21 protein-coding genes are annotated in these 21688 nt (G+C 28.3%); 12 read left to right on the top strand and 9 right to left on the bottom strand.

Features of this window, described 5'->3' with window-relative positions; translation table 11 throughout:
• Position 1 precedes the first annotated feature (1 nt).
• Positions 2-544: a TetR/AcrR family transcriptional regulator gene (locus Q3304_RS00205; protein ID WP_219673637.1), complete on the bottom strand. Its 543-nt coding sequence runs from the start codon at positions 542-544 to the stop codon at positions 2-4.
• A gap of 245 nt (positions 545-789) precedes the next feature.
• Here Q3304_RS00205 and glpK point away from each other — a divergent pair, with 245 nt between their 5' ends.
• Complete coding sequence (gene glpK / locus Q3304_RS00200) at positions 790-2304, top strand: glycerol kinase GlpK (protein ID WP_407813597.1); 1515 nt, start codon at positions 790-792, stop codon at positions 2302-2304.
• A gap of 114 nt (positions 2305-2418) precedes the next feature.
• On the opposite strand, the gene Q3304_RS00195 is transcribed toward glpK, so the two are convergent.
• Positions 2419-3048: a TrkA C-terminal domain-containing protein gene (locus tag Q3304_RS00195; RefSeq protein WP_021384134.1), complete on the bottom strand. Its 630-nt coding sequence runs from the start codon at positions 3046-3048 to the stop codon at positions 2419-2421.
• A gap of 584 nt (positions 3049-3632) precedes the next feature.
• Between Q3304_RS00195 and Q3304_RS00190 the strand changes: the two genes are divergently transcribed.
• The 4 genes from Q3304_RS00190 to Q3304_RS00175 are packed head-to-tail and all read left to right on the top strand — an operon-like array spanning position 3633 to position 7404.
• On the top strand, positions 3633-4424 hold the full coding sequence (locus Q3304_RS00190; protein WP_407813596.1) for a LamB/YcsF family protein: 792 nt from the start codon (positions 3633-3635) through the stop codon (positions 4422-4424).
• Positions 4425-4452: 28 nt separating this feature from the next.
• Complete coding sequence (locus Q3304_RS00185) at positions 4453-5673, top strand: NRAMP family divalent metal transporter (RefSeq protein WP_054276357.1); 1221 nt, start codon at positions 4453-4455, stop codon at positions 5671-5673.
• Positions 5674-5692: 19 nt separating this feature from the next.
• The gene (pxpB, locus tag Q3304_RS00180; RefSeq protein WP_054269867.1) at positions 5693-6388 is read left to right on the top strand and encodes a 5-oxoprolinase subunit PxpB; all 696 of its coding nucleotides are present in this window, start codon (positions 5693-5695) and stop codon (positions 6386-6388) included.
• Positions 6389-6417: 29 nt separating this feature from the next.
• Positions 6418-7404: a biotin-dependent carboxyltransferase family protein gene (locus Q3304_RS00175; RefSeq protein WP_054269868.1), complete on the top strand. Its 987-nt coding sequence runs from the start codon at positions 6418-6420 to the stop codon at positions 7402-7404.
• A 222-nt stretch (positions 7405-7626) separates the two neighbouring features.
• On the opposite strand, the gene Q3304_RS00170 is transcribed toward Q3304_RS00175, so the two are convergent.
• On the bottom strand, positions 7627-8193 hold the full coding sequence (locus Q3304_RS00170; RefSeq protein WP_407813595.1) for a helix-turn-helix domain-containing protein: 567 nt from the start codon (positions 8191-8193) through the stop codon (positions 7627-7629).
• 336 nt (positions 8194-8529) lie between these two features.
• On the opposite strand from Q3304_RS00170, the gene Q3304_RS00165 reads away from it, so the two are divergent.
• The 3 genes from Q3304_RS00165 to Q3304_RS00155 are packed head-to-tail and all read left to right on the top strand — an operon-like array spanning position 8530 to position 12885.
• Positions 8530-9597, top strand: coding sequence for a mandelate racemase/muconate lactonizing enzyme family protein (locus tag Q3304_RS00165; protein WP_054269870.1), 1068 nt, complete (start codon positions 8530-8532; stop codon positions 9595-9597).
• An 18-nt stretch (positions 9598-9615) separates the two neighbouring features.
• Complete coding sequence (locus Q3304_RS00160) at positions 9616-10776, top strand: DUF819 domain-containing protein (RefSeq protein WP_054269871.1); 1161 nt, start codon at positions 9616-9618, stop codon at positions 10774-10776.
• Between the two features lie 12 nt (positions 10777-10788).
• On the top strand, positions 10789-12885 hold the full coding sequence (locus Q3304_RS00155; protein ID WP_407813594.1) for a CocE/NonD family hydrolase: 2097 nt from the start codon (positions 10789-10791) through the stop codon (positions 12883-12885).
• Between the two features lie 66 nt (positions 12886-12951).
• Here the strand turns inward: Q3304_RS00155 and Q3304_RS00150 are convergent, their stop codons facing one another.
• A complete protein-coding gene (locus Q3304_RS00150) occupies positions 12952-13296 on the bottom strand; it encodes a RidA family protein (protein ID WP_407813593.1) in 345 nt (114 codons plus the stop codon).
• A gap of 292 nt (positions 13297-13588) precedes the next feature.
• On the opposite strand from Q3304_RS00150, the gene Q3304_RS00145 reads away from it, so the two are divergent.
• Together Q3304_RS00145 and Q3304_RS00140 are read left to right on the top strand one after the other, a co-directional pair.
• On the top strand, positions 13589-14479 hold the full coding sequence (locus tag Q3304_RS00145; protein WP_054269874.1) for a DMT family transporter: 891 nt from the start codon (positions 13589-13591) through the stop codon (positions 14477-14479).
• A 230-nt stretch (positions 14480-14709) separates the two neighbouring features.
• On the top strand, positions 14710-15996 hold the full coding sequence (locus tag Q3304_RS00140) for a Gfo/Idh/MocA family protein (RefSeq protein ID WP_407813592.1): 1287 nt from the start codon (positions 14710-14712) through the stop codon (positions 15994-15996).
• 86 nt (positions 15997-16082) lie between these two features.
• On the opposite strand, the gene Q3304_RS00135 is transcribed toward Q3304_RS00140, so the two are convergent.
• From Q3304_RS00135 to Q3304_RS00115, 5 genes are all read right to left on the bottom strand, one after another.
• Positions 16083-16526: a regulatory YrvL family protein gene (locus tag Q3304_RS00135; RefSeq protein WP_074178930.1), complete on the bottom strand. Its 444-nt coding sequence runs from the start codon at positions 16524-16526 to the stop codon at positions 16083-16085.
• Between the two features lie 9 nt (positions 16527-16535).
• Positions 16536-17330: a M55 family metallopeptidase gene (locus Q3304_RS00130; RefSeq protein WP_054269876.1), complete on the bottom strand. Its 795-nt coding sequence runs from the start codon at positions 17328-17330 to the stop codon at positions 16536-16538.
• A gap of 439 nt (positions 17331-17769) precedes the next feature.
• Positions 17770-18132: a hypothetical protein gene (locus Q3304_RS00125; protein WP_054276362.1), complete on the bottom strand. Its 363-nt coding sequence runs from the start codon at positions 18130-18132 to the stop codon at positions 17770-17772.
• Positions 18133-18219: 87 nt separating this feature from the next.
• On the bottom strand, positions 18220-18696 hold the full coding sequence (locus Q3304_RS00120) for an SAM-dependent methyltransferase (protein WP_054276363.1): 477 nt from the start codon (positions 18694-18696) through the stop codon (positions 18220-18222).
• Positions 18697-18799: 103 nt separating this feature from the next.
• Positions 18800-19969, bottom strand: a complete 1170-nt coding sequence (locus Q3304_RS00115) for a M20 family metallopeptidase (protein ID WP_407813591.1) — start codon at positions 19967-19969, stop codon at positions 18800-18802.
• A 162-nt stretch (positions 19970-20131) separates the two neighbouring features.
• Between Q3304_RS00115 and Q3304_RS00110 the strand changes: the two genes are divergently transcribed.
• Together Q3304_RS00110 and Q3304_RS00105 are read left to right on the top strand one after the other, a co-directional pair.
• On the top strand, positions 20132-20995 hold the full coding sequence (locus tag Q3304_RS00110) for an LD-carboxypeptidase (protein ID WP_243192844.1): 864 nt from the start codon (positions 20132-20134) through the stop codon (positions 20993-20995).
• 70 nt (positions 20996-21065) lie between these two features.
• Positions 21066-21659 (top strand): DUF3867 domain-containing protein, encoded by a 594-nt coding sequence (locus Q3304_RS00105; RefSeq protein WP_054269881.1) that lies wholly within the window; start codon positions 21066-21068, stop codon positions 21657-21659.
• Positions 21660-21688: the final 29 nt, after the last annotated feature.

Raw genomic sequence — 21688 nt, 5'->3', positions numbered from 1 at the left:
CTTAATGTATTAATTTTTCAATATAGGGTTTTAAATCTTTAAATTCTATATGAGTATATGTTGAGTATGAAAAAAACATTTTAATAATTATATTGCATACTAATGTATCATTATTAAAAAACTTTTCTTTTTCTAAAGCCTCATATACTTTATTTGAAAGCTGCTCATGAAAATCATCTTTATGTTTTTTCATTTCAAAAAATCTTTTAGTCTCAAAAGTGTTTAAAAAATCATTGTATTGAATATTATGAACCTTGTTTATAAAATTTCTTATTTCTGTAAAAATAATATCTAATTTTTTAATATAATCTTCAGTATTTTTGTTGGAGTATTCAATTCGCCTTATCAATAAATCCCATTCCGATTTTGTTATGTATTCTATTATTTCTTGCTTTGAATCAAAATAATTATATACTGTGCCTGCACTTATACCACATCTTTGAGCTATTTTCCTGATACTAATATTGGAGTAGTCTTCTTCTAGAATCATGTCTCGAGCCACTTTTAGTATATCTTCTTTTACATTTTCTAAAATCTTTGGCATATTACCACCTCTTTTATCAAAATTATTATGAACACTGTTTATTATAAACCTTTAAAATTTATTAATCAATATGTAAGCTATAATGTATAATATTATTATATAGATATGATATAAAATAAGTGTCTTATTAGAAGTATCTAATTTATTAAATTTATACTTAAGTATGATTATTTACTTAAATATGTAATATTAGATTTTTCTTTTTAATAAATTAAATATTATTATGTGATAAGGAGAATACTGTGATGGAAAAGAAGTATGTAATGGCACTAGACCAAGGAACAACTAGTTCAAGAGCTATACTATTTAATAAAAAGGGTGAAATAGTAAAAATCGCACAAAAAGAATTCAAACAAATTTACCCAAAAGCTGGGTGGGTAGAACATGACCCTATGGAAATATGGGGTTCACAAAGTGGAGTAATGAGAGAAGTTATAGAAACAGCAGGAATAAGACCAGAAGAAATTGCTTCAATAGGAATAACTAATCAAAGAGAGACTACAATTGTTTGGAGTAGGTATACTGGGAAACCGATTTATAATGCGATAGTATGGCAGTGTAGGAGAACATCAGAAATATGTGATGAGCTTAAACATAAAGGGTTAGAAGAACTAATAAAAGAAAAAACTGGTCTTTTAATAGATGCATACTTTTCAGCAACAAAAGTAAAATGGATATTAGATAATGTAGAAGGTGCTAGAGAAAAAGCAGAACAAGGAGAGTTGTTATTTGGGACTATAGACACATGGTTAATATGGAATTTGACACGTGGAAAAGTACATGTAACAGATTACTCAAATGCATCTAGAACGATGATGTACAATATAAATAGTTTAGAATGGGATAAAGATATACTAAGAGAGTTAGATATACCAATAAGCATGTTACCATCAGTAAAACCTTCTAGTTATGTCTATGGCCATACAGATGAACGTATGCTATCAGGAGCTAAAATACCTATTGCTGGATGTGCAGGAGACCAACAAGCAGCATTATTTGGTCAAAACTGTGTTGAAGAAGGTACTGCAAAAAATACTTATGGAACAGGTTGCTTCCTACTTATGAATACAGGTAGTAAGATAGTAAAATCTAAACATGGACTGCTTACAACAATTGCTTGGGGTGTTGATGGAAAAGTGACATATGCACTAGAAGGAAGTATATTCATAGGAGGTGCATCTATTCAATGGCTTAGAGATGAATTAAAGATAATTGAATCTGCGAAAGATAGTGAAATGTATGCAAATAGAGTAGAGGATACTAATGGTGTATATGTAGTACCAGCATTTACAGGTCTTGGAGCTCCATATTGGGATATGTATGTTAGAGGGTCAATCTTAGGTCTTACAAGAGGTGCAAAAAAAGAACATATAATAAGAGCTACATTGGAATCGATTGCTTATCAAACAAAAGATGTCTTAGAAGCAATGCAAAATGATTCAAAATTGAAATTAAAGTCACTAAAAGTTGATGGTGGAGCAAGTAATAATAATTTTTTAATGCAATTTCAGTCAGACATATTAAATGTAGATATAGATAGACCTAAAATAGTAGAAACAACAGCTTTAGGGGCAGCATATTTGGCAGGATTATCTGTTGGTTTCTATATTGGAAGTAATGAAATCCCATCAAAATGGTCAGTAGAAAAAGAATTTAATCCAAATATGAATGAAGATAAGAGAAATAAATTATATAAAGGTTGGAAGAAGGCTGTATCAAGAGCTTTAAGTTGGGAAAAAGAAGATGAAGTAGATATTTAAAAAGTAGTCAAAAACAAAATTTATTTGAACTTAAAAAGAGCTTTATGTAAAATATGAAGCTCTTTTTTTATTGTTTACTTACACTTTTTATACAATCATACTAAATTGTATGATTTATTTTTCACTTTCATATAAGAACATTGGTATAGAGTTGTAAATATGTTTGTCTCCAACAACTAAGAGAATATCTCCATCTAAAAACTCGATATACGGGCCAGGAGATATTATAAGTTCCTCACCTCTTTTAATTGCAACTATTGTAGCACCTGTGTTTTGCCAAAATTTAGTTTGAGCGGCTGTTTGTCCAACATACTTACATTTAGAATTTATTGTGAACTGAACGGGCACTAAAGGATTTATTATTTCAAGTCTGTTAGAATAATCTAAAATTTTATTTATAGTATCCAATATTTCATTCTCTAAATTAGATTTAGTATCTATTAAATTATAAAGAGTTGATTTATATGATGATATATTTGTAATATCCCTGTATTTTTTTATAAAAGAAGAAGCTTTGTCTGGAGATAATACAATAACACCTTTACCCTTTATGCTTTTAACAACACCAATATCTTCTAAAATTTTAACAGCTCTTCTTATAGTTTCTGGAGATACATTGTATTTACCAGCCAAAACAGAACGTCCAAATAATACTGAATCCTCTTGTATTTCACCTGTATATATTTTATTTGCAATATCCAAAGCTATTTTTTGGTATATTGGCATCGTATAATTTTTATCCATTGTTTTTCCCCCAATACAAAATTTATGTTAAAAAATATATAATCTTAATAATACTATTGTATAATTTATAGGTTTGTATGTCTACAATATGTACAAATATTGTCTTTGTTTTAAAATAATATTTTAACATGTATTTAGTATACATGATTTTATTATACGTAAAACTCTATAAAGATTTACTTAAGAGAATATAAAGATATTTTATTTACAAAAAACGATAATTATATGGATGAAATAAACAAATGAATGAAGAAAAATACTTCTGTCTTGCATACAAAGTGATTAAAATTGAAAAATACTTTAAAAATGAAAGTCAAATACCTTTTTTTAGGTAGAAATGATTAATTATTAACTAAAAAATGGCAAAAACATTTTTTGAAAAAGAAATACAAATGAATGCGAAATTAAAATAATTGCAAAAATATTCCTCAAATGGTAAAATTATATTATAAAATGCAACGAAATAGTTGCAAAACTAAAATTGAATAAAAGTAATAAAATATTTCATGCAATATATAAAATAAACAAAATTTAAAAATTAAAACTACTTATTCTATCAAAATGCTAGTGAGGGGGGTCATAAATTGTATAAAGTAGATTTAAATAGTGATTTAGGTGAAAGTTTTGGAGCATATAAGGTTGGTTTAGATGAAGAAGTTTTAAAATATATTTCATCAGCTAATATAGCTTGTGGGTTTCATGCAGGTGACCCTAATCATATGGACAAAACAGTAAAGTTAGCTAAAGAAAATGGCGTGAAAATAGGGGCGCACCCAGGTTTTCTAGATTTAATGGGATTTGGAAGACGTGAGATGAAAATAACTAAGCAAGAAGCTAAAGATTATACAAAATACCAATTAGGAGCTTTAATGGCTTTTGCAAGTTCAAATGGATGTAACATACAACATGTAAAACCACATGGAGCCTTATACAATATGGCAGCTAAAGATAAAGATTTAGCTATGGGTATTTGTGAGGCTATATATGAAGTAAACAAAGATATCATACTTTTAGGATTATACAATAGTGAAATGATAAATTCTGCTAAAGAGATTGGGTTTAGGTATGCAAATGAAGTATTTGCAGATAGAGCTTATGATAATAATGGATTTTTAGTTCCAAGAAGTGTAGAGGGTGCAGTTATACATGATACAGAATGTGCAATAGATAGAGTTATTAAGATGGTAAAAGAAGGAACTGTAGAAACTTTAACAGGTGAAGTTATACATATCAAAGCTGACTCTATATGTGTTCATGGGGATAATCCAAAGGCAATAGAGTTTGTTAAAGAGATAAGAAAACGCTTTGAATTAGAAAATATAGAAGTTTGTCCATTAGAAGATATGGAAGCTTGTTCATTAGAGAACATGGTTTAAGACTGATAATATGAGGGGGAGATAAAATATGAGTACAAAAAATATTACTGATAAAACGAAAAATAAAAAAGATGTTGGGGCACTTATAGGAGCTGCTTTTATAATGGCAACATCAGCAATTGGACCTGGTTTTTTAACTCAGACAGCACAATTTACTCAAGATTTTGGGCCGAGTTTTTCGTTTGTAATCTTAATTACAACAATTCTTTTTATAGGAGCTCAAGTAAATGTATGGAGAGTAATTGGTGTATCAGGTCTTAGAGGTCAAGATATAGCAAATAAAATAGTGCCTGGATTAGGTTATCTAGTTGCTTTTTTAGTAGCCCTTGGAGGATTAGCTTTTAACATAGGAAATGTTGGTGGAGCTGCACTTGGTATGAATGTAATGTTTAATATGAATATGACACTTGGAACTGTATTAAGTGGATTGATAGCAATATTTGTATTTATGTCAAAAAATTCAAATTCTCTAGTAGATAAGATAACTAAGTTTTTAGCATTAGGTATGATAATTATAGTTGGATATGTAGCAATATCAAATCATCCTCCTGTTGGAGAAGCAGTTTTTAAAATGGTAAAACCAGAGAATCCAAAAGGGCTTATATTCCCAATAATAACTCTACTTGGAGGAAGTGTTGGAGGTTATATAACTTTTGCTGGAGGACATAGACTAATAGATGGTGGAATAACAGGAGAAGAAAATATAAAAGAAATAACTAAGTCTTCTCTTTTAGGAATACTAGTTGCAACAATGATGAGGGTTCTTCTATTTTTAGCAATATTAGCAGTAGTTTCAAAAGGTCTTCAACTTGACCCAGAAAATCCAGCTGCTTCAGCTTTTAAATTTAGTGCAGGGGCAATAGGATACAAATTCTTTGGACTTGTATTATGGTCTGCTGCAATTACATCAGTTATAGGTGCTGCTTATACATCAGTTTCTTTCTTAAAAACACTAAATCCTTTTATAGATAAGTATGAAAAGTATTTTATAATAGCCTTTATAGCAATATCAACACTTATAATGGCATTTATAGGAAAACCAGCAACTTTATTAATTTTAGCAGGTTCTTTAAACGGATTAATACTTCCAATCACATTAGGAATAATGCTTATAGCATCTAAAAGAAAAGATATTGTTGGAGATTACAAACATCCTACATGGCTTTTAATATTTGGAGTAATAGTAGTATTAATATCTGCCTATACAGGAATAACTTCTCTTAGTAGTCTAGGTACTTTATTTGCTTAATTTAGAAGAGGTGACATTTATGAAAACTAGATACTTGCTATCAGGAGATAAAGCAGTAGTTGCTGAGTTTGGAAATGAGATATCAGAAGATATAAATAAAAAAGTAATTTCATTTATGAGGGCAATAGAGATATCAAATCTTAAAGGGATTGTCACAGAAATGGTGCCAACATATAGGTCACTTATGATAAGTTATAATCCTCTAAAAATAGATTTTGATAGTTTAATTGAGCGTTTAAAAAAAATAGAAAATAATTTAGAAAGTATAGAATTACCAAAACCTAAAATACATGAGATTCCAGTATGTTATGATAAGGTTTTTGGTATAGATATTGAAAATGTTGCAAGTCATAATAATCTTACTGTAGATGATGTTATAAAAATACACACAAGTAGAGATTACTTGATATATATGTTGGGATTTACTCCTGGTTTTCCGTATCTAGGAGGTATGGATGAAAGAATAGCTACACCTAGACTAGAGGTGCCAAGAACTAAAATTTATGGTGGAAGTGTTGGTATAGCAGGTTCTCAGACAGGTGTATATCCTATCGATAGTCCTGGAGGATGGCAAATAATTGGTAGGACACCTTTAAAATTATATGATGAAAATAGAGAAGAACAAATTTTACTTAGAGCTGGAGATTTTATAAAATTTGTTCCAATAACATTAGATGAATTTATAGAAATTGAAAAAAATAATTTGAGTATTTAAATATCGTTATAGTACAGGGAGTGGTATATATGGGATTCAAAGTTGAATTAGGAGGTTTCCAAACATTAATACAAGACAGAGGTAGAGTTGGATATGGACAATATGGTGTATCTGGTTGTGGGGCAATGGATGAGTATGCACATAGAGTGGGAAATATATTAGTTGGAAATTCTGAAGATGAAGCTTCTTTAGAAGTTTTAATGTTGGGCCCTACAATTACATTTGATGAATATACACAAATAGCAGTAACTGGGGGAGATTTAGGCGCTAGAATAAATGGAAAAGAAATTCAAAACTGGAGGTCATATCAAATAAACCCTGGCGATGTATTATCATTTAGAGGTGTAAAATCAGGAGCTAGAGCATATGTATCAATAGCTGGTGGAATAGATGTCCCACTTGCAATGGGTAGTAAATCGACTTATACAAGAGCTAAGATTGGTGGTTTTGAAGGTAGGGCACTTAAAAAAGGTGATTATATAAATACTTTCATTCAGGAAAAAGATTTTACAATAAATAAAAAATTAAATTCAAAATATATTCCAAACTATAGTTCAGAAATAGTCTTAAGAATTGTAAAAGGACCTCAATTTGATGCTTTTTCTAAAGATGAAGTAGAAAAGTTTTTATCAAATGAATACAAAGTTACAAATGAAATAGATAGAATGGGTTGTAGACTGGATGGAGAGAGTATAAAACACCTTAATGGAGCAGATATTATATCTGATGGTATTTCTTATGGAGCCATACAAGTACCTGGACATGGAAAACCTATTATAATGCTATCTGATAGACAGACTAGTGGTGGATATACTAAAATAGGAAATGTCATAAGTGTAGATTTGTATAAGTTGGCACAAGCAAAGCCAAATGATGTAGTAAAATTTGAATTTGTAGATATATATGAAGCACATAGATTGCTGAGGGAACAAGAAGAAAAGATTCAAGATATTTACAAGAGTATGAAAAATATAAGAGTTGTAAAAGCAAAAGTGTTAAATGATATAGCAGTTTAATTTAACCTTAATAAACATAACTCTTATTATAAATTAAAATGTAATTTACAAATAGCTATTTACTATTTACCATAATCAAGATGGTTTAGTTAGTCAAATAGCTATTTTTTGGTTTAAATAAATATTATAGATTTAAATAAATACTTCAATTTGAAAGTAAAAGTAGTATTTAAATATTTTTATTTTGTAGCATATATAAAAAGTATGTATTTTATATAGTGTTTATTTAGATTTTATTGGCCAAATTGGAGGAGAAATAACACCATATCCACGAGCTATTGTATCTTTACTAGGATTGATGATTTTATGAGGTATGTTGGCTTTTATAAATGTTGAATCTCCTGTATTCAATCTTATTATTTTTTCCCCCATACAAATATCAACCATACCACTTGTTACTACCATGATTTCTTCTGATGCGTGATATATACAATCTTTAGCATCTTCACTTTCTGGTTTAAGTTCAAACTCTACAAGTAAACTTGAAGGAGTAAATTCAGATGTTGGCATTGGAGATACTATCTCATAAAACATTTCACTTCTTGGAAATTTCATCATAACTCTATCTTCTTTTCTAATGACTAAATCATCAGTATTATTATCATCCATAAACATATATAAAGGAGTATCTAAAACTTCAGCAATTTTTCTCAATGAAGACAAGGATGGTTCAATAGCATCTCTTTCTATCTGAGAGATATAACTTATAGATAAATCTGTCAATTTGGAAACATTACTTAATGTTTTTTTCTTGCTTTTTCTTATATTTCTCATCTTTTCACCTAACATAAGAACCTCCAATTAATAAAATTAATATAAATATTCGATAAAAACAAAGTAATTATAGCATAACATAGAATTAGTGGCAATAAGAATAAATAGAATATTTTGATAATTAAAATTCAATTAAATGTAAATAAAAATTTATAAAAATCAATTATTGTTGAATTAATATAATAAAAAAGAATTTAGCATGGAAATATTAATTAAAAGAAGATTATTGAAGCATATTTTAGAAAATAGTAAATTTTCAGTAAATTATCTTGACATATGTATTGAAGTAATAATATAATTTGAAGTATAAAATTTAAAAAATTAAATTATAACTTCAAAAAGGAGGGTAATATGAAGATAACAGATATAAAATTTGAAAAACTGAGAATTAGATTAAAAAAACCTGTGGTAGTTTCATTTGGAGTAATTGAATATGGGGAAAGTATAATTTTAAAAATTGAAACTGATGAAGGATATTATGGATTTGGTGAAGCAGCTCCTCTTGCAGCAGTAACAGGTGAAGTTTTGGATAATGTACTTTCAATATTACTTATGTTTAAAAAAGAGCTGATAGGAAAAGACCCACTGGATATTGAAATGATACATACAATCATGGATGGAATTATAATAGGTAACACTTCTGCAAAAGCAGCTATTGATATAGCTTTATATGATATCAAAGGAAAACTCATGAATGCACCTCTTCATAAAGTTCTTGGAGGGTTTGATAATAAAGTTCAAACAGATATTACTATAAGTATAGATAAACCAGAAAAAATGGCAAAAGAAGCTTTAGAAAAAGTTAAAGAAGGCTTTAGGATATTGAAGCTTAAAGCAGGGATAAACCCTGAAGATGATATTGAAGCTGTGAGATTAATTAGAGAAGCTGTTGGAGAAAGCATAAGAATTAGAATTGATGCAAACCAGGGGTGGAACGTAAATAGTAGTATAAATACTATCAAAAAATTAGAAGAATTTGGTGTTGATGCAATTGAACAAGCACTTCCATATTGGGATTTGGATGGAACTGCTTACATAAGAAGTAAGAGTAATATAAAAATTATGATGGATGAATCACTACATTCACCAATAGATGCTATTAAAGCTATAAAAAAGGATGCAGTTGATACCTTTAATATTAAGTTGATGAAATCAGGAGGAATATACCCTGCTATAAAAATTAATAACATAGCCGAGTCAAGTGGTGTAAATTGTATGTTAGGATGCATGCTTGAAACGAGAATTGGTATAACAGCAGCAGCAAATTTAATTGCATCTAAAAAAAATATAACAGAAGCTGACCTTGATAGTTTCATGTTTTGTGAAGAATTAAATGGTATCTCTGGAGGATTTGTGATGGATGGAGATATTATGAATCTTGTCAATAAACCAGGCTTAGGAATAGAAGTAAACTTATGATAAAATTGGAGGTTAAATATGAATACACTTTTTTCAAGTACAGGAAGTATACTTGCTATAATGACATCAATGATTGCATTGGGTTTTTACTTACAAAGATATAAAGCTATTAAGAGTTTAGGACCAGCACTTACAATAATCATAATGGGAATAATACTTTCAAACTTAAAAGTAGTTCCAGTAAGTACTGAGTTATATGGAACTATTTCTACATATGCCATTCCAGTCTCTATGACTATAATGTTGATGAGTGTTGATTTAAAAGAAATGACAAAGTTATCAAAAGAGCCTTTGATTGCAATCTTTGTAGCTGTATTAACTGTAAGCATAATGGCATTTTTATTTGGACTTGTATTTGCAGAAAAAATATCAGAAGGTTGGAAAGTTGCTGGAATGTTTGTAGGTACATATACTGGAGGAAGTGCTAATCTTACAGCCATTGGTACAGGTCTTAATGTAAGTCGACAGACTCTTGCAGCAGCAAATGCAGCAGATTATGTAATTGGAGTACCAACATTAATATTCATGTTTGCTCTACCAGCTATACTAAAGAATTCAAAGAAGTTTAAAAAACTTTGGCCATATCATGTAGAAGAATCAGAATTAGAGGATGAGCAGAATGAAGAATTTATGGAGTCAAAAGAGTGGAGTATTAAAGATATTGCTTGGATGTTAGCCATAGGTTTTGTGGTTACAGAGGTCGCAACAATTCTTTCTGGATATTTCAATTCAAGTTTTAGTAGTGCAGCAAGAATTCTTTTAGTTACAACTATTTCAATTATAATTGCTCAGTTAAAGCCAGTAAAAAAACTAAAAGGGAATTTAGATTTAGGGTTATTTGTTGCATTATTCTTTTTATGTACTATAGGTTTTTCAGTAGATATAAAAGAATTTTTAGGTTCAACTTTCACCATAACACTTTACTGTTTTAGCATAATTTTTGCTTCATTTGTTTTCCATCTATGTATAACTAGACTTTTAAAAATAAAGTATCAATATGTAATACTTTCTATAGTAGGAGCAATTGCTGATGGACCAACTTCAGCTTTAGTAGCTGCATCTGCAAAATGGAATTCACTTGTAAGTGTGGCAGTGGTCATGGGAGTAATTGGTGGAGTGTTAGGAAATTATGCAGGTATATCAGTGGCATATGCTATAAAAATGTCTTTGGGATTATAGGAGGTGATTTAATTGCCAAAATTTAGGCTATATATATCTGGATTATATAGTGGAAATGTAGTTTTTGATAATGAGTTATTAATTGAAAAGTTAAATCCTTTTACAAATAAAATCGAAAGTTTAAAAATAATAAGTAAAGAAGAAAATGCATACTATTTAAATCTTACAAAAATGGATTTAAACTCTTTATTTTATAACTTTGATGTATACACTAGTAGTTTAGTAAATACAGATAAAAGCGTCATTATAAATAAGTTAGGAGAGACATATTCTAGGCTTAATGAATACATATGGGTTCAAAGAAATAAAAAATTTCCATTAGATATAATTATTGTGGATAATAAAATAGTTGGTTTCATATGCTTATCTAGGGAAACTTGTACTATATTAGTTATGGATGGATATGAAGATTATACTGTATTAAAAGAATGGAATAAAACTCATAAAAATGAAAAGATATATTCTATAAAATTTGGTGGAAATTATATGGTTGATATGAAAGATGGAATAAAACTTTCTACAGATGTGTATCTTCCTAACTTTATAGATTCTACTAAAAAAGCACCAACAATTCTTATGAGAACTCCATATGGAAAAGAAAATGATAAAGAAATATACTATAAATATGTACAAAGAGGATATGTTGTTGTCATACAAGATGTTAGAGGAAGAAATGAATCAGAAGGTGATTGGGAGCCGATGATTCATGAAAGGGAAGATGGAGATAGTACTATAAACTGGATAGTATCACAGAAATGGTCAAATGGCATGGTTGGCATGTTAGGGGCATCTTATCTTGGTTATGTTCAGTGGGCAGCTGCATCTTCAAGTAATAAACATCTTAAAGCTTTAGTTAGTATAGTAACATCAGGAAGTCCTTTTATTGACATACCAAGAAAAGGAGGAGCCTTCGTATCTGGTATGCTTGCATGGGCATTTATGGTATCAAGAAATAAAGTTGATAGAAGTAAAATGGTAAGAGATGATTGGGATGATGTTTTAAACATACGACCAATACAGAATATACCTGTTGAAGCTCTTGGGTATAGGATTAAGTTCCTAGAAGAATGGCTAAAAAGAGTAGAAAAAGATGAGTATTGGGATATGATGGATTGGCATTCACAAAAAGGTAAAATAAATGTACCTGCATTGGTTGTATCTGGATGGTATGATGATAATGGTATGGGGACTACAGAAGCTTTAGATGTAATAAAAGGTTATGAAAAAGGGAAGAGAAAGGCTATCTTAGGTCCATGGATGCATAACTCAAATACTTTAAGAGATATAAATGGTATTTCTTTAGGAAATAATTCATTGAGATATGACTTGGATTATAATTATCTGCTGTGGTTCGATAAATACTTAAAAGGTATAGAAAATAATATAGATAAGACTGCTCCAGTAGAGTATTATTCTGTTGGTTCTAATAGGTGGAAGACAGAAACAAATTGGCCAATAAGAAACAAAATAGATAAGCCTTTATATCTAATAAGTGATGGGAATGCTAACACATCTTTAGGAAATGGAAGATTAGTACTTGATAGTACTTTAGAAGAAAAGTGTGATAAGTATATATATAATCCTAAAGACCCATCAATACAACTAATTGATATGTCAGAAAATGAAGTTGGTGTTCCAAATAACTATAGGGATTTAGAAAAAAGAAGTGACATGTTGTGTTATACATCAGATGCTTTTAGTGAAGAATTTACTATAACAGGTGATATAAAGTTAGAGTTCTTTGCATCAAGTTCTGCCAAAGATACTGACTGGGTTATAAAAATCATGGATGTAGATTTAGATGGGAATTCAATTAAATTAGCTGATGGTATACTTAGTGCTAGATTTAGAAATGGTTTTTATAAGTCGGAGTTTATGGAAGAAGGAGAGATTTACAAGTTCTCAATTATAACTTCAAAAATATCAAACACATTTAAAGTTGGTCATAAAATTAGACTAGATATAACATCTAGTGCTAAAAACTTTATTTTTCAAAATAGCAACACTGTAGAAGGTTATAATAGTATTGAGTATATAGAAGCAAAAAATATCATTTATCATGGAGGTAAATATCCATCCAGATTGATATTGCCTGTAGAAAATAATTAAATTGATATGGATAAAATAGTAAGGAGATATAATATCAATATTATATCTCCTTGTTAGTTAAATTAATTATTTTGTAGCTGCTACAACGCTCATTTCAACTAATAAATGCTCTCTAGCAAGTCTAGCTTCAACACAAGCTCTAGCAGGTTCAAATCCTTTTTCAACCCAAGCATTCCAAACAGAGTTCATAGCTTCAAAGTCTTTCATATCTCTTAAATAAATAGTAACAGATAATAAATGTTGTTTATCTGAGTCATATTTGTTTAATAAATCTTCTATTTTAGCTAAAACTTCAGTAGTTTGTTCAATTACTCCACCTTCAGCATGAGTTTGTCCACATAAGTAAACTGTGTTGTTATGAACTACAGCTCTACTCATTCTTCCAGTTCCTTCATATCTTTTTATTTCCATGTTTTAAATACCTCCATAATTAAAAAATCTATTAAAAATCTAAATAATAAATTAAAAAAAGTCTATACTATATAAAATTATATTATATATTGTAATAATAATCTATAAAAACATACAACTTTTTAATTATAATTATTATTGTTATTAATTGAAAAGCTTTATTAGTTACTTGACATAATTTATACTTTTAATTATAGTATAAATTGGAATATTTAGATAATTATTATTTAATCTATTAGTAGAAGTCTTTAATTAATATGACTTTATATATTTATATAGAAAAGAGGTAAGTATGAGTAGTACAATCAAATCAAATCGAATAAAGGGCATAATGTTCATAATATTATCAGCTCTTGGTTTTGCAATGATGTCTGCATTTGTAAAACTAGCAGGGGATTTACCAAGTTTTCAAAAAGTGTTCTTTAGAAACTTGGTATCAGCCATAATAGCATTTTGGCTTATCATAAAACATAGAGGTAGTCTAACTGGTAAAAAGGAAAATTTAAAAGTGCTTTTATATAGGTCAATATTTGGAACTTTAGGAGTTATATTTAATTACTATGCAATTGACAGATTGATGCTTTCAGATGCTAACATGTTAAATAAAATGAGTCCATTTCTTGTAGTTATATTTTGTGCAATTGCTCTAAAAGAGAAAATAAATGTAAAACAGATAGGAGCTATTATAATTGCATTTATAGGGGCTTTATTCATAATAAAACCAACATTTAGTGTAGAAGTGATTCCTTACTTAGGAGGAATTGCTGGAGCTATATTTGCAGCAATGGCATATACATGTTTAAGGGTTCTTGGAGATAGAGAAGATTATTATACAATTGTATTTTTCTTTTCAGTATTTTCGTTGATTACTGTAGGGCCAATTGCTTTTGCAGTATATGAACCAATGACTCCTATGCAACTTATATATTTATTACTAGGAGGCGTATTTGCAAGTTTAGGTCAATTTGGGATAACTCTAGCATATAAGTATGCACCTGCTAAGGAAATTTCTATCTTTGATTATAGTAATATAATTTTTTCAGCAATTTTAAGTATCTTCTTGTTCAATGTTTATCCAGATATGCTAAGTGTTGTTGGATATTTAATAGTATTTTCAGCAGCATTTTATATGTTTTTATATAATAAGAAGTTAGATAAATTAGACAAAGAAAATAGAAGATAATAAAGCAATAAGATAGATAAAAATTGTGTTTAGAGTCTGTATTTAATACTTAAGATTTTGTATTAACGTTAAATAATATATAGATTGAAAATATTTAATATATTGGTATAAAACAGCAGTTAAAATTGAAAAGTTATAACTGCTATTTCTTTTATTAAAAATATCCAAATGTATGTAAAAATAGACTATAATAGAGTAGTATAAATAATATAAAGGGGATAAATTAAAGTATGGAAAAGGTGAAAATTGCTGTAATTGGAGCAGGTAATAGAGGAACATATGCATATGCTCCATATATTTATGAAAATTCTGATGTATGTGAAATAGTTGCTGTAGCTGAACCTAAAAAAGGAAGAAGAGAATTATTTACACAAAAATATAATTTAGATAGCAAAAACGTATTTGAAACTTTAGAAGATTTTTTTGAACAAGATAAAATGGCAGATGCAGTCATAATAGCTACAAATGATGATAGACATTATGATGTAGCAAAACTAGCTTTTGAAAAAGGCTATCATATATTATTAGAAAAGCCAATGTCTAACAGTCTAGATGGTTTGGTGCATATAAATGATTTATGTGATAAGTATAAAGATAAGATTTTTATGATTTGTCATGTACTTAGATATTCTCCATTTTATAATAAATTAAAAGAAATTGCAGAAAGTAAGAAATTAGGAGAACTGGTTAGTATACAGTACAATGAAAATATAGGATATTGGCATTTTGCACATAGTTTTACTAGAGGAAATTGGAGAAATAGTAATGAAACAAGTCCTTTAATTTTAGCTAAGAGTTGTCATGATATGGATATCTTATTATATTTAGTAGGTAGTAGATGTAAAAAAATATCTGCATTTGGAAGTTTGAAGCATCTTAACAACCAACATGCTAGTGGAGAAATGGCACAGAACTGTCTTCAATGTTTAGTTGAAAAAAAATGTCCATATTCAGCCAAGAAAATTTATCTAGAAAAAGATAGAAGCATAAACAGAGCTGTTCATATAAATCCAACAGAAGAAAATATTTTAAAAATACTTGAGACTAGCCCATATGGAAGATGTGTCTATAGATGTGATAATAATGTTGTAGATAATATGGTAAATATATTGCAGTTTGAAAATGGAGTGACAGCTACTTTTAATTTATGTGCATTTACTAAAGAAAACGGAAGAACTATAAAGCTAATGTTTAGCCATGGTGAAGTTGGCGGAGACTTAAATAAAAATGAGATAAGAATTAAAGAATTTGGAAAAAATGAAGAAATAGTTATAAAACCATCAAATAAACAGAATATGGTAGAGGAATATGACAGAAATCTTATTTCTGAGTTTGTTAAATTAGTTTCAAATAAAGAATTAGAAAAGAGTAGAGTAGCAGCGAAAGAGGCTATACAAAGTCATGTAATGGCATTTGCAGCTGAATATTCAAGAGTGAGTGATGAAGTAGTATATATAGAAGATTTTTTTGATAATGCGAAACAAATGACTAAAGAGATAGAAGAAACTATATTTTAATTAGAAAACTTGTTAAATAAAATAAAGATAGATTATATAATAGATACACTAATGTATGTGTTCTATTAAAAAATCTATCTTTTTTATTAGGACTTTTTCTTATCTCTATCAAAAAAATCCATACATTCGGATAAAAGATAAGAGAGTAAAGCGAATAAGATTTCTGTACTTAAAGGAATCGTTATTGAATCCATAAATGTATCAATTATGTTCATAGCTAGAAAAGTTAGTATAAAATCAATTATAAATTCGCAAAATTTATATAATGAGTAAGGTAATTTGTTTACATATCTAAATATATCTAAAATAGTAGTGCATAAAAAATCAATTGGGGTAGTTATACAAAAATATATTAAAAAGAAAATTAGTACAGACCCAAGAGATTTATATTCAAAACCTAAGAATGATAAGAAGCCAATTCCTATAACCGTGAAAATACAAAAAGTTATACCAAAAAAAACAGCAAAAAATAAAAATACAGAAATAAATTCGCCTAAAGGAATTCTTCTTTTATTACTTATCTTAATCAACTCCTTAATTTATATAAATAATAACATTCTTAAAAATTCATAATAGTCTTCTGTTTCAAATAATATTGTTTGAGAATCTATTTTTTTCATATTTGGATAAAAAGAAGCTTTAAAAGCCTTGTAATGTTCTCTAAACTTTATTTCTATCTTGAATTTATCAGGTAATTTTATTAAGTGTCTAGATAAATCTCCAGATAAAGCTTTTTTAACACCTTTTTCTATTTCTTTTAGTGCTAGATTTGGATGTATTGAAATTGAACCATTTCCAATTCCTTTTGATACAGGTATAGTAACTATATTTGGGTTTAGTTTTTTTGCACTCTCACAAAGCATTTCATCTCCACTTAAAAATGCTACAGGAACATTATAATATGCAGCAATATAAGCATTTATAGTAAATTCAGACGCTATTTCATCATTTATTTTAAAATAGTCGTAATCAATATCCATGGTATGAGAAAGTGGATTACCATTACAAGTAGCTCCAGAATGATAACCAGTAAATATACATGCATCAAAGCTTTCATCAATTCCAGCCATCATAACTAGTGGGTCTTTAGTCCATCCTCTAAGTATTTTTACATTTTCAGGTAAAATGTCTGGATTAATATTTCTACCACTATCATGTGCATCTTTAACAAGTATTTCATACATGCCAGATTGAGTAGCTCCATTACATGCAGCTGCTATTTCTTTGCTCATTTGTGTTCTGTAGTGATGTGAAAATTCGCATTCAAGTTTTGTCTCATCCCAATTTACAATACCACAAGTACCTTCTATATCAGCACTTAAATATAATTTCATAATATAGACCCCCTTATATTTATTATTAATGATAATAACAGATAACAGAAAAATATAATCAATAAAGGTCATAGAAATATTATGTCTTACTATTAATTATTATTAAATCTGTAACTGGAAAATTACTGAACTAGTATTAAAAATATAATACTAAGTACATCTATTTGTATAATTTTTTTATGTATAATATTTATATAAGATTGTAACATATAAGTGGTTACATTTACTAGTTTAACATAGTTAAGTATCATTTTTAAGTTAAATTGTTTATAGAAACTATTATATAGATTTGTAATTAATTAGTTAGAGAAGGCAAAAAGTAGAAAGTTATAAGAAATAAAAGTAAAAAAATAGAGAGTTATAAGAAATAAGCTGATAATTAATGTACAAAAGTGTACTTTATAGTTGCTAAATAACTCTCAAAAAGAAATGTATTATTTTAATTGTATTTTTTATTTTTAATAAAGAAAACAATAATTATTGATAAAATAGGATTTATTGAAAATCCAAATAATGTCCAGAAACTACTATTAAGGTTTTTCTTTGTAGAAATTTTATTACATGCTATTAGGATTATTATATAAATGATACAATTTAATATTCTAAATATATGTGGTATAAAATTTTGAGCAAGTGCAAATAAAGTAAATGCGTAAAATAAGCCTATGAAAGCAAAGAAAAAGTAGTTTAAATTTTTGAATTTCGGAAGTTGTTTTTTGTTATCATTAATTGACATGATAACACCAAGAACCATAGCTATCCATCCAAATAAATTTGCTGCTTGTAGACTAAATATTGTCATGTATTTTCTCCTTTATATTTATTTATATTTAAGTATACAAGATAATTTACTAATATTAAAGCAAATAAAAGGAAGAATTATATAGTTTTAAAATTCAAATTCATTTTCCCAATCAAATTCTCCTGACTTTTCTACGCTTTTAGGCCAATGATTGCACCATTTAGGAACTGATGGATTTTCAATTCTATCAACACTTGGAGTATATGGTTTTAAGTCAATAACAGGGCTATTGTCATTAGCATCAATATATGGGATTTTTATTATACCATTTTCATGGTCTATATTAATAATTTGTACAGTAGTTAATGCTATTGGATTAGGTCTAATAGGTGACCTTGTTGCAAATATTCCCATAATATCTGGCGCATTTTTATATGGTTTTGGAGTTTCTAAAATATTTCTTAATTCGGTATTATCAAATCCATCTGCCCACCAAAGTACATTTAAGTGAGCAAAGTCATCAAGTTCCTTTAGTGCGGGTATATATTTTTTATCCAATTCAATAAAGATTTCTTCACCTTGAACACGTATTTTTCCTATAGGATTTACTGATATTTGTTTCATAATATTACCTCCAATTATTTGGTTTGTCATTTGTAATTTTAGGATAGTACCTAACACCATGTGAGAGTCAATATAAAAAATTATTAGATATAAATATTAATAATTAAAAAGCTAATATATTTTTTACATGAAGCATGACACCAGTAATAAGGCAATCTTCATCAATGTCAAAGGTAGATGTATGTAGAGGAGAGGTAATATTTTTTTTGCTATTTGCACAACCAAGATGGTAAAAAGCTCCTTCACAGTGCCTTAAAAAATATGAAAAGTCTTCAGCTCCAAGAGTGGGTGTATCTTTAATGATAATATTTTCTTTTCCAAACAAATCTATAGCATTTTGTTTAACATAATCTACAAGAGGATTTGAATTTATAAGTGCTGGATAACCCTCCTCAATTTCAACAGAAATACTTCCTCCAAATGTTTTACAAGTAAAATCGCAAATTTCTTTAATTCGTTTTTTTGAAAAGTTTCTAGTTTCTTGAGTTAAAGTTCTTAAAGTTCCTTTTAGAATAACTTTATCACAAACTATATTTTCTTTAATTCCACCTTCAATTTTTCCTAGAGAAATAACCACAGAATCGGTAGGATTTGTATTTCGACTGACTATTGTTTGTAGAGCAGTTATGATATGAGCAGATATAACTATAGCATCAATACCCTGGTGTGGATAAGCCCCATGGCACTTTGAGCCATTTACAGTCAATCGAAGTGTATCAGTGGAGGCATTCAAAGTATTATATTTTAATTCAATTAAATTTTTATCGATATTGGGATTTACATGAAGGCCAAATATATATTTAACATCTGGATTTTTCAGACAACCATCTTCTATCATAAGCTGAGCACCACCAATGGTTTCTTCAGCAGGTTGGAAAAAGAGTTTTACATTTACATTTAGATAATCCTTTAATTTAAATAGTATATTACAAGTGCCAAGTAAAATAGCAGTATGTGCATCATGACCACATGCATGCATTTTACCAAGATTGATGGATTTATAAGAATAATTGAGTTCTTCTATTATAGGTAATGCATCTATATCGGCCCTTATTGCAACTGTTTCAAAATTTGGATTTACATTTATATATGCAGTTATTCCTGTATGATTTTTATACTCGATGTAATTTATACCTATTTCATTTAAATATTTAATGATTTTTTTCTTAGTTTGAAACTCTTCTAATCCAAGTTCTGGAGTTTTATGTAAATCTCTCCTGATATTTATAACCCAATCATTTATTTCATTACAAAGAGCTTTTATATTAAGCATAAAACACATCCTAACTATATTAAAAATTTATTTTTCTTCATTAATTATATTATTTAATGTAAATCATTATTCTGTATCAAGTACAAATAAAATATCTTATAATTATAGTAGATAGATTTAGCATGAGGAAAAATATATCATTTTAGAATAAGAGGTGTTTAAATGTTAGGAATAATTGCGCCATCTGGGCCATTGAGAAATACAAGTTTAGAAGAAATAAAGTCTAATTTAGAGAAGTATGGTTATGAAGTTAAATTTTCCGAAAGTTGTAGTTTAAATTATAAAGGGTATTTAGCTGGTAATGATGATGTCAGAGCTAGAGATATAGAAGATATGTTTTTAGACAAAAATGTAGATATTATTATGTGTTTAAGAGGAGGTTATGGAACAACAAGGATATTGGACAAAATAAATTATGATATAATAAAGCAAAATCCAAAACCATTTATAGGTTTTTCTGATATAACAGGTTTAAGCTTAGCTTTCTATAAAAATTGTGGTCTCTTACCATATCATGGCATAATGGCAGCAAATGTAGCCAAATGGGATGAGTTTACCTATAAATCTCTAATAAATGCTTTAGAATTTAAAGATGAACTCTATTTAGAAAACCCAAAAGAAGAAAAGATTTACACGGTATGTGAAGGTAAAGCAGAGGGAATAATAATGGGAGGAAATTTATCCTTAATAATTGCTACAATGGGAACTAAGTATGAAATAGATGCAAAGGATAAAATTTTATTTATTGAGGAGATTGGAGAATCTCAATATAAACTAGATAGAATGTTAACCCAACTATATTCTTCAGGAAAACTTGAGGAATGTAATGGTATAATTTTTGGAGATTTCAAAGATTGTATTGAAGAAAAGGATTTGATAGAATTATTAGAAGAATTTGCAAGGAAGGTAAATAAGCCAGCTATATATAATCTTCAGTCTGGACATTGCATCCCAATGATAACTATTCCTTTAGGTAGAATGTGTGAATTAAATGCTACAGAAAAAATGATTAAATTAAAAAAATAGTGTGTATATAAATATAATGGAAATATGGTATAATCTTATACAAGTAAAAATTTAGCTAGGAGGATGAAGAATGTCTGATGATAGAATAATAGACTTTAACGAACTAAAGAACAAAGTTAAAGATTCTGATGTAGATAAATTTGAGCAATATATATATAACTTATATTTTTCTGTTATGGATGGAAAAATGTCTATGGCTGAGTTTTCAAGAAAAATATTTGATTATATGAGAGATAACAACATATCTCAAGAAAAGTTTATGAAGATACAAAAGCAATTTATGGAGAGATATGGTATGGACACTGAAGAAGTAGAAAAACAACTTAGAAACTTTGGAATCGACCCTTCTACAGCAGGTTTTATGAGTGATAATACTTCCAGCAAAGTATCTACAGAAGATTTAGAATCGTTTAAGAAGAGTGCAGGTTTTTATGAGAAATATGGTGAAAAAATTCAGCCAAAAAGTTGTATAACAACATTCATAAAAAATGACTTGAATGATATTAATGTAATAATAGACCAAGAAAAAATAATGCTTTGTAGTGATAAAAAAATAAATCTTATGGACTCAGAATTAAATGAGTTTTTATTAGAATATAAAAATATGTTCAACAAAAAGATAAAAGTAGTTATGTGTGAGACTACAAACAAGTATGATTATTAAAAAGTAAATTTAACTATTGAAGCAATATT

It is taken from the genome of Clostridioides sp. GD02377 (genome assembly GCF_045899875.1).
Lineage (GTDB): Bacteria > Bacillota > Clostridia > Peptostreptococcales > Peptostreptococcaceae > Clostridioides > Clostridioides difficile_A.
Note: the sequence above shows the minus strand (reverse complement) of the source record. Positions and strands in the feature narration are given on the sequence as shown.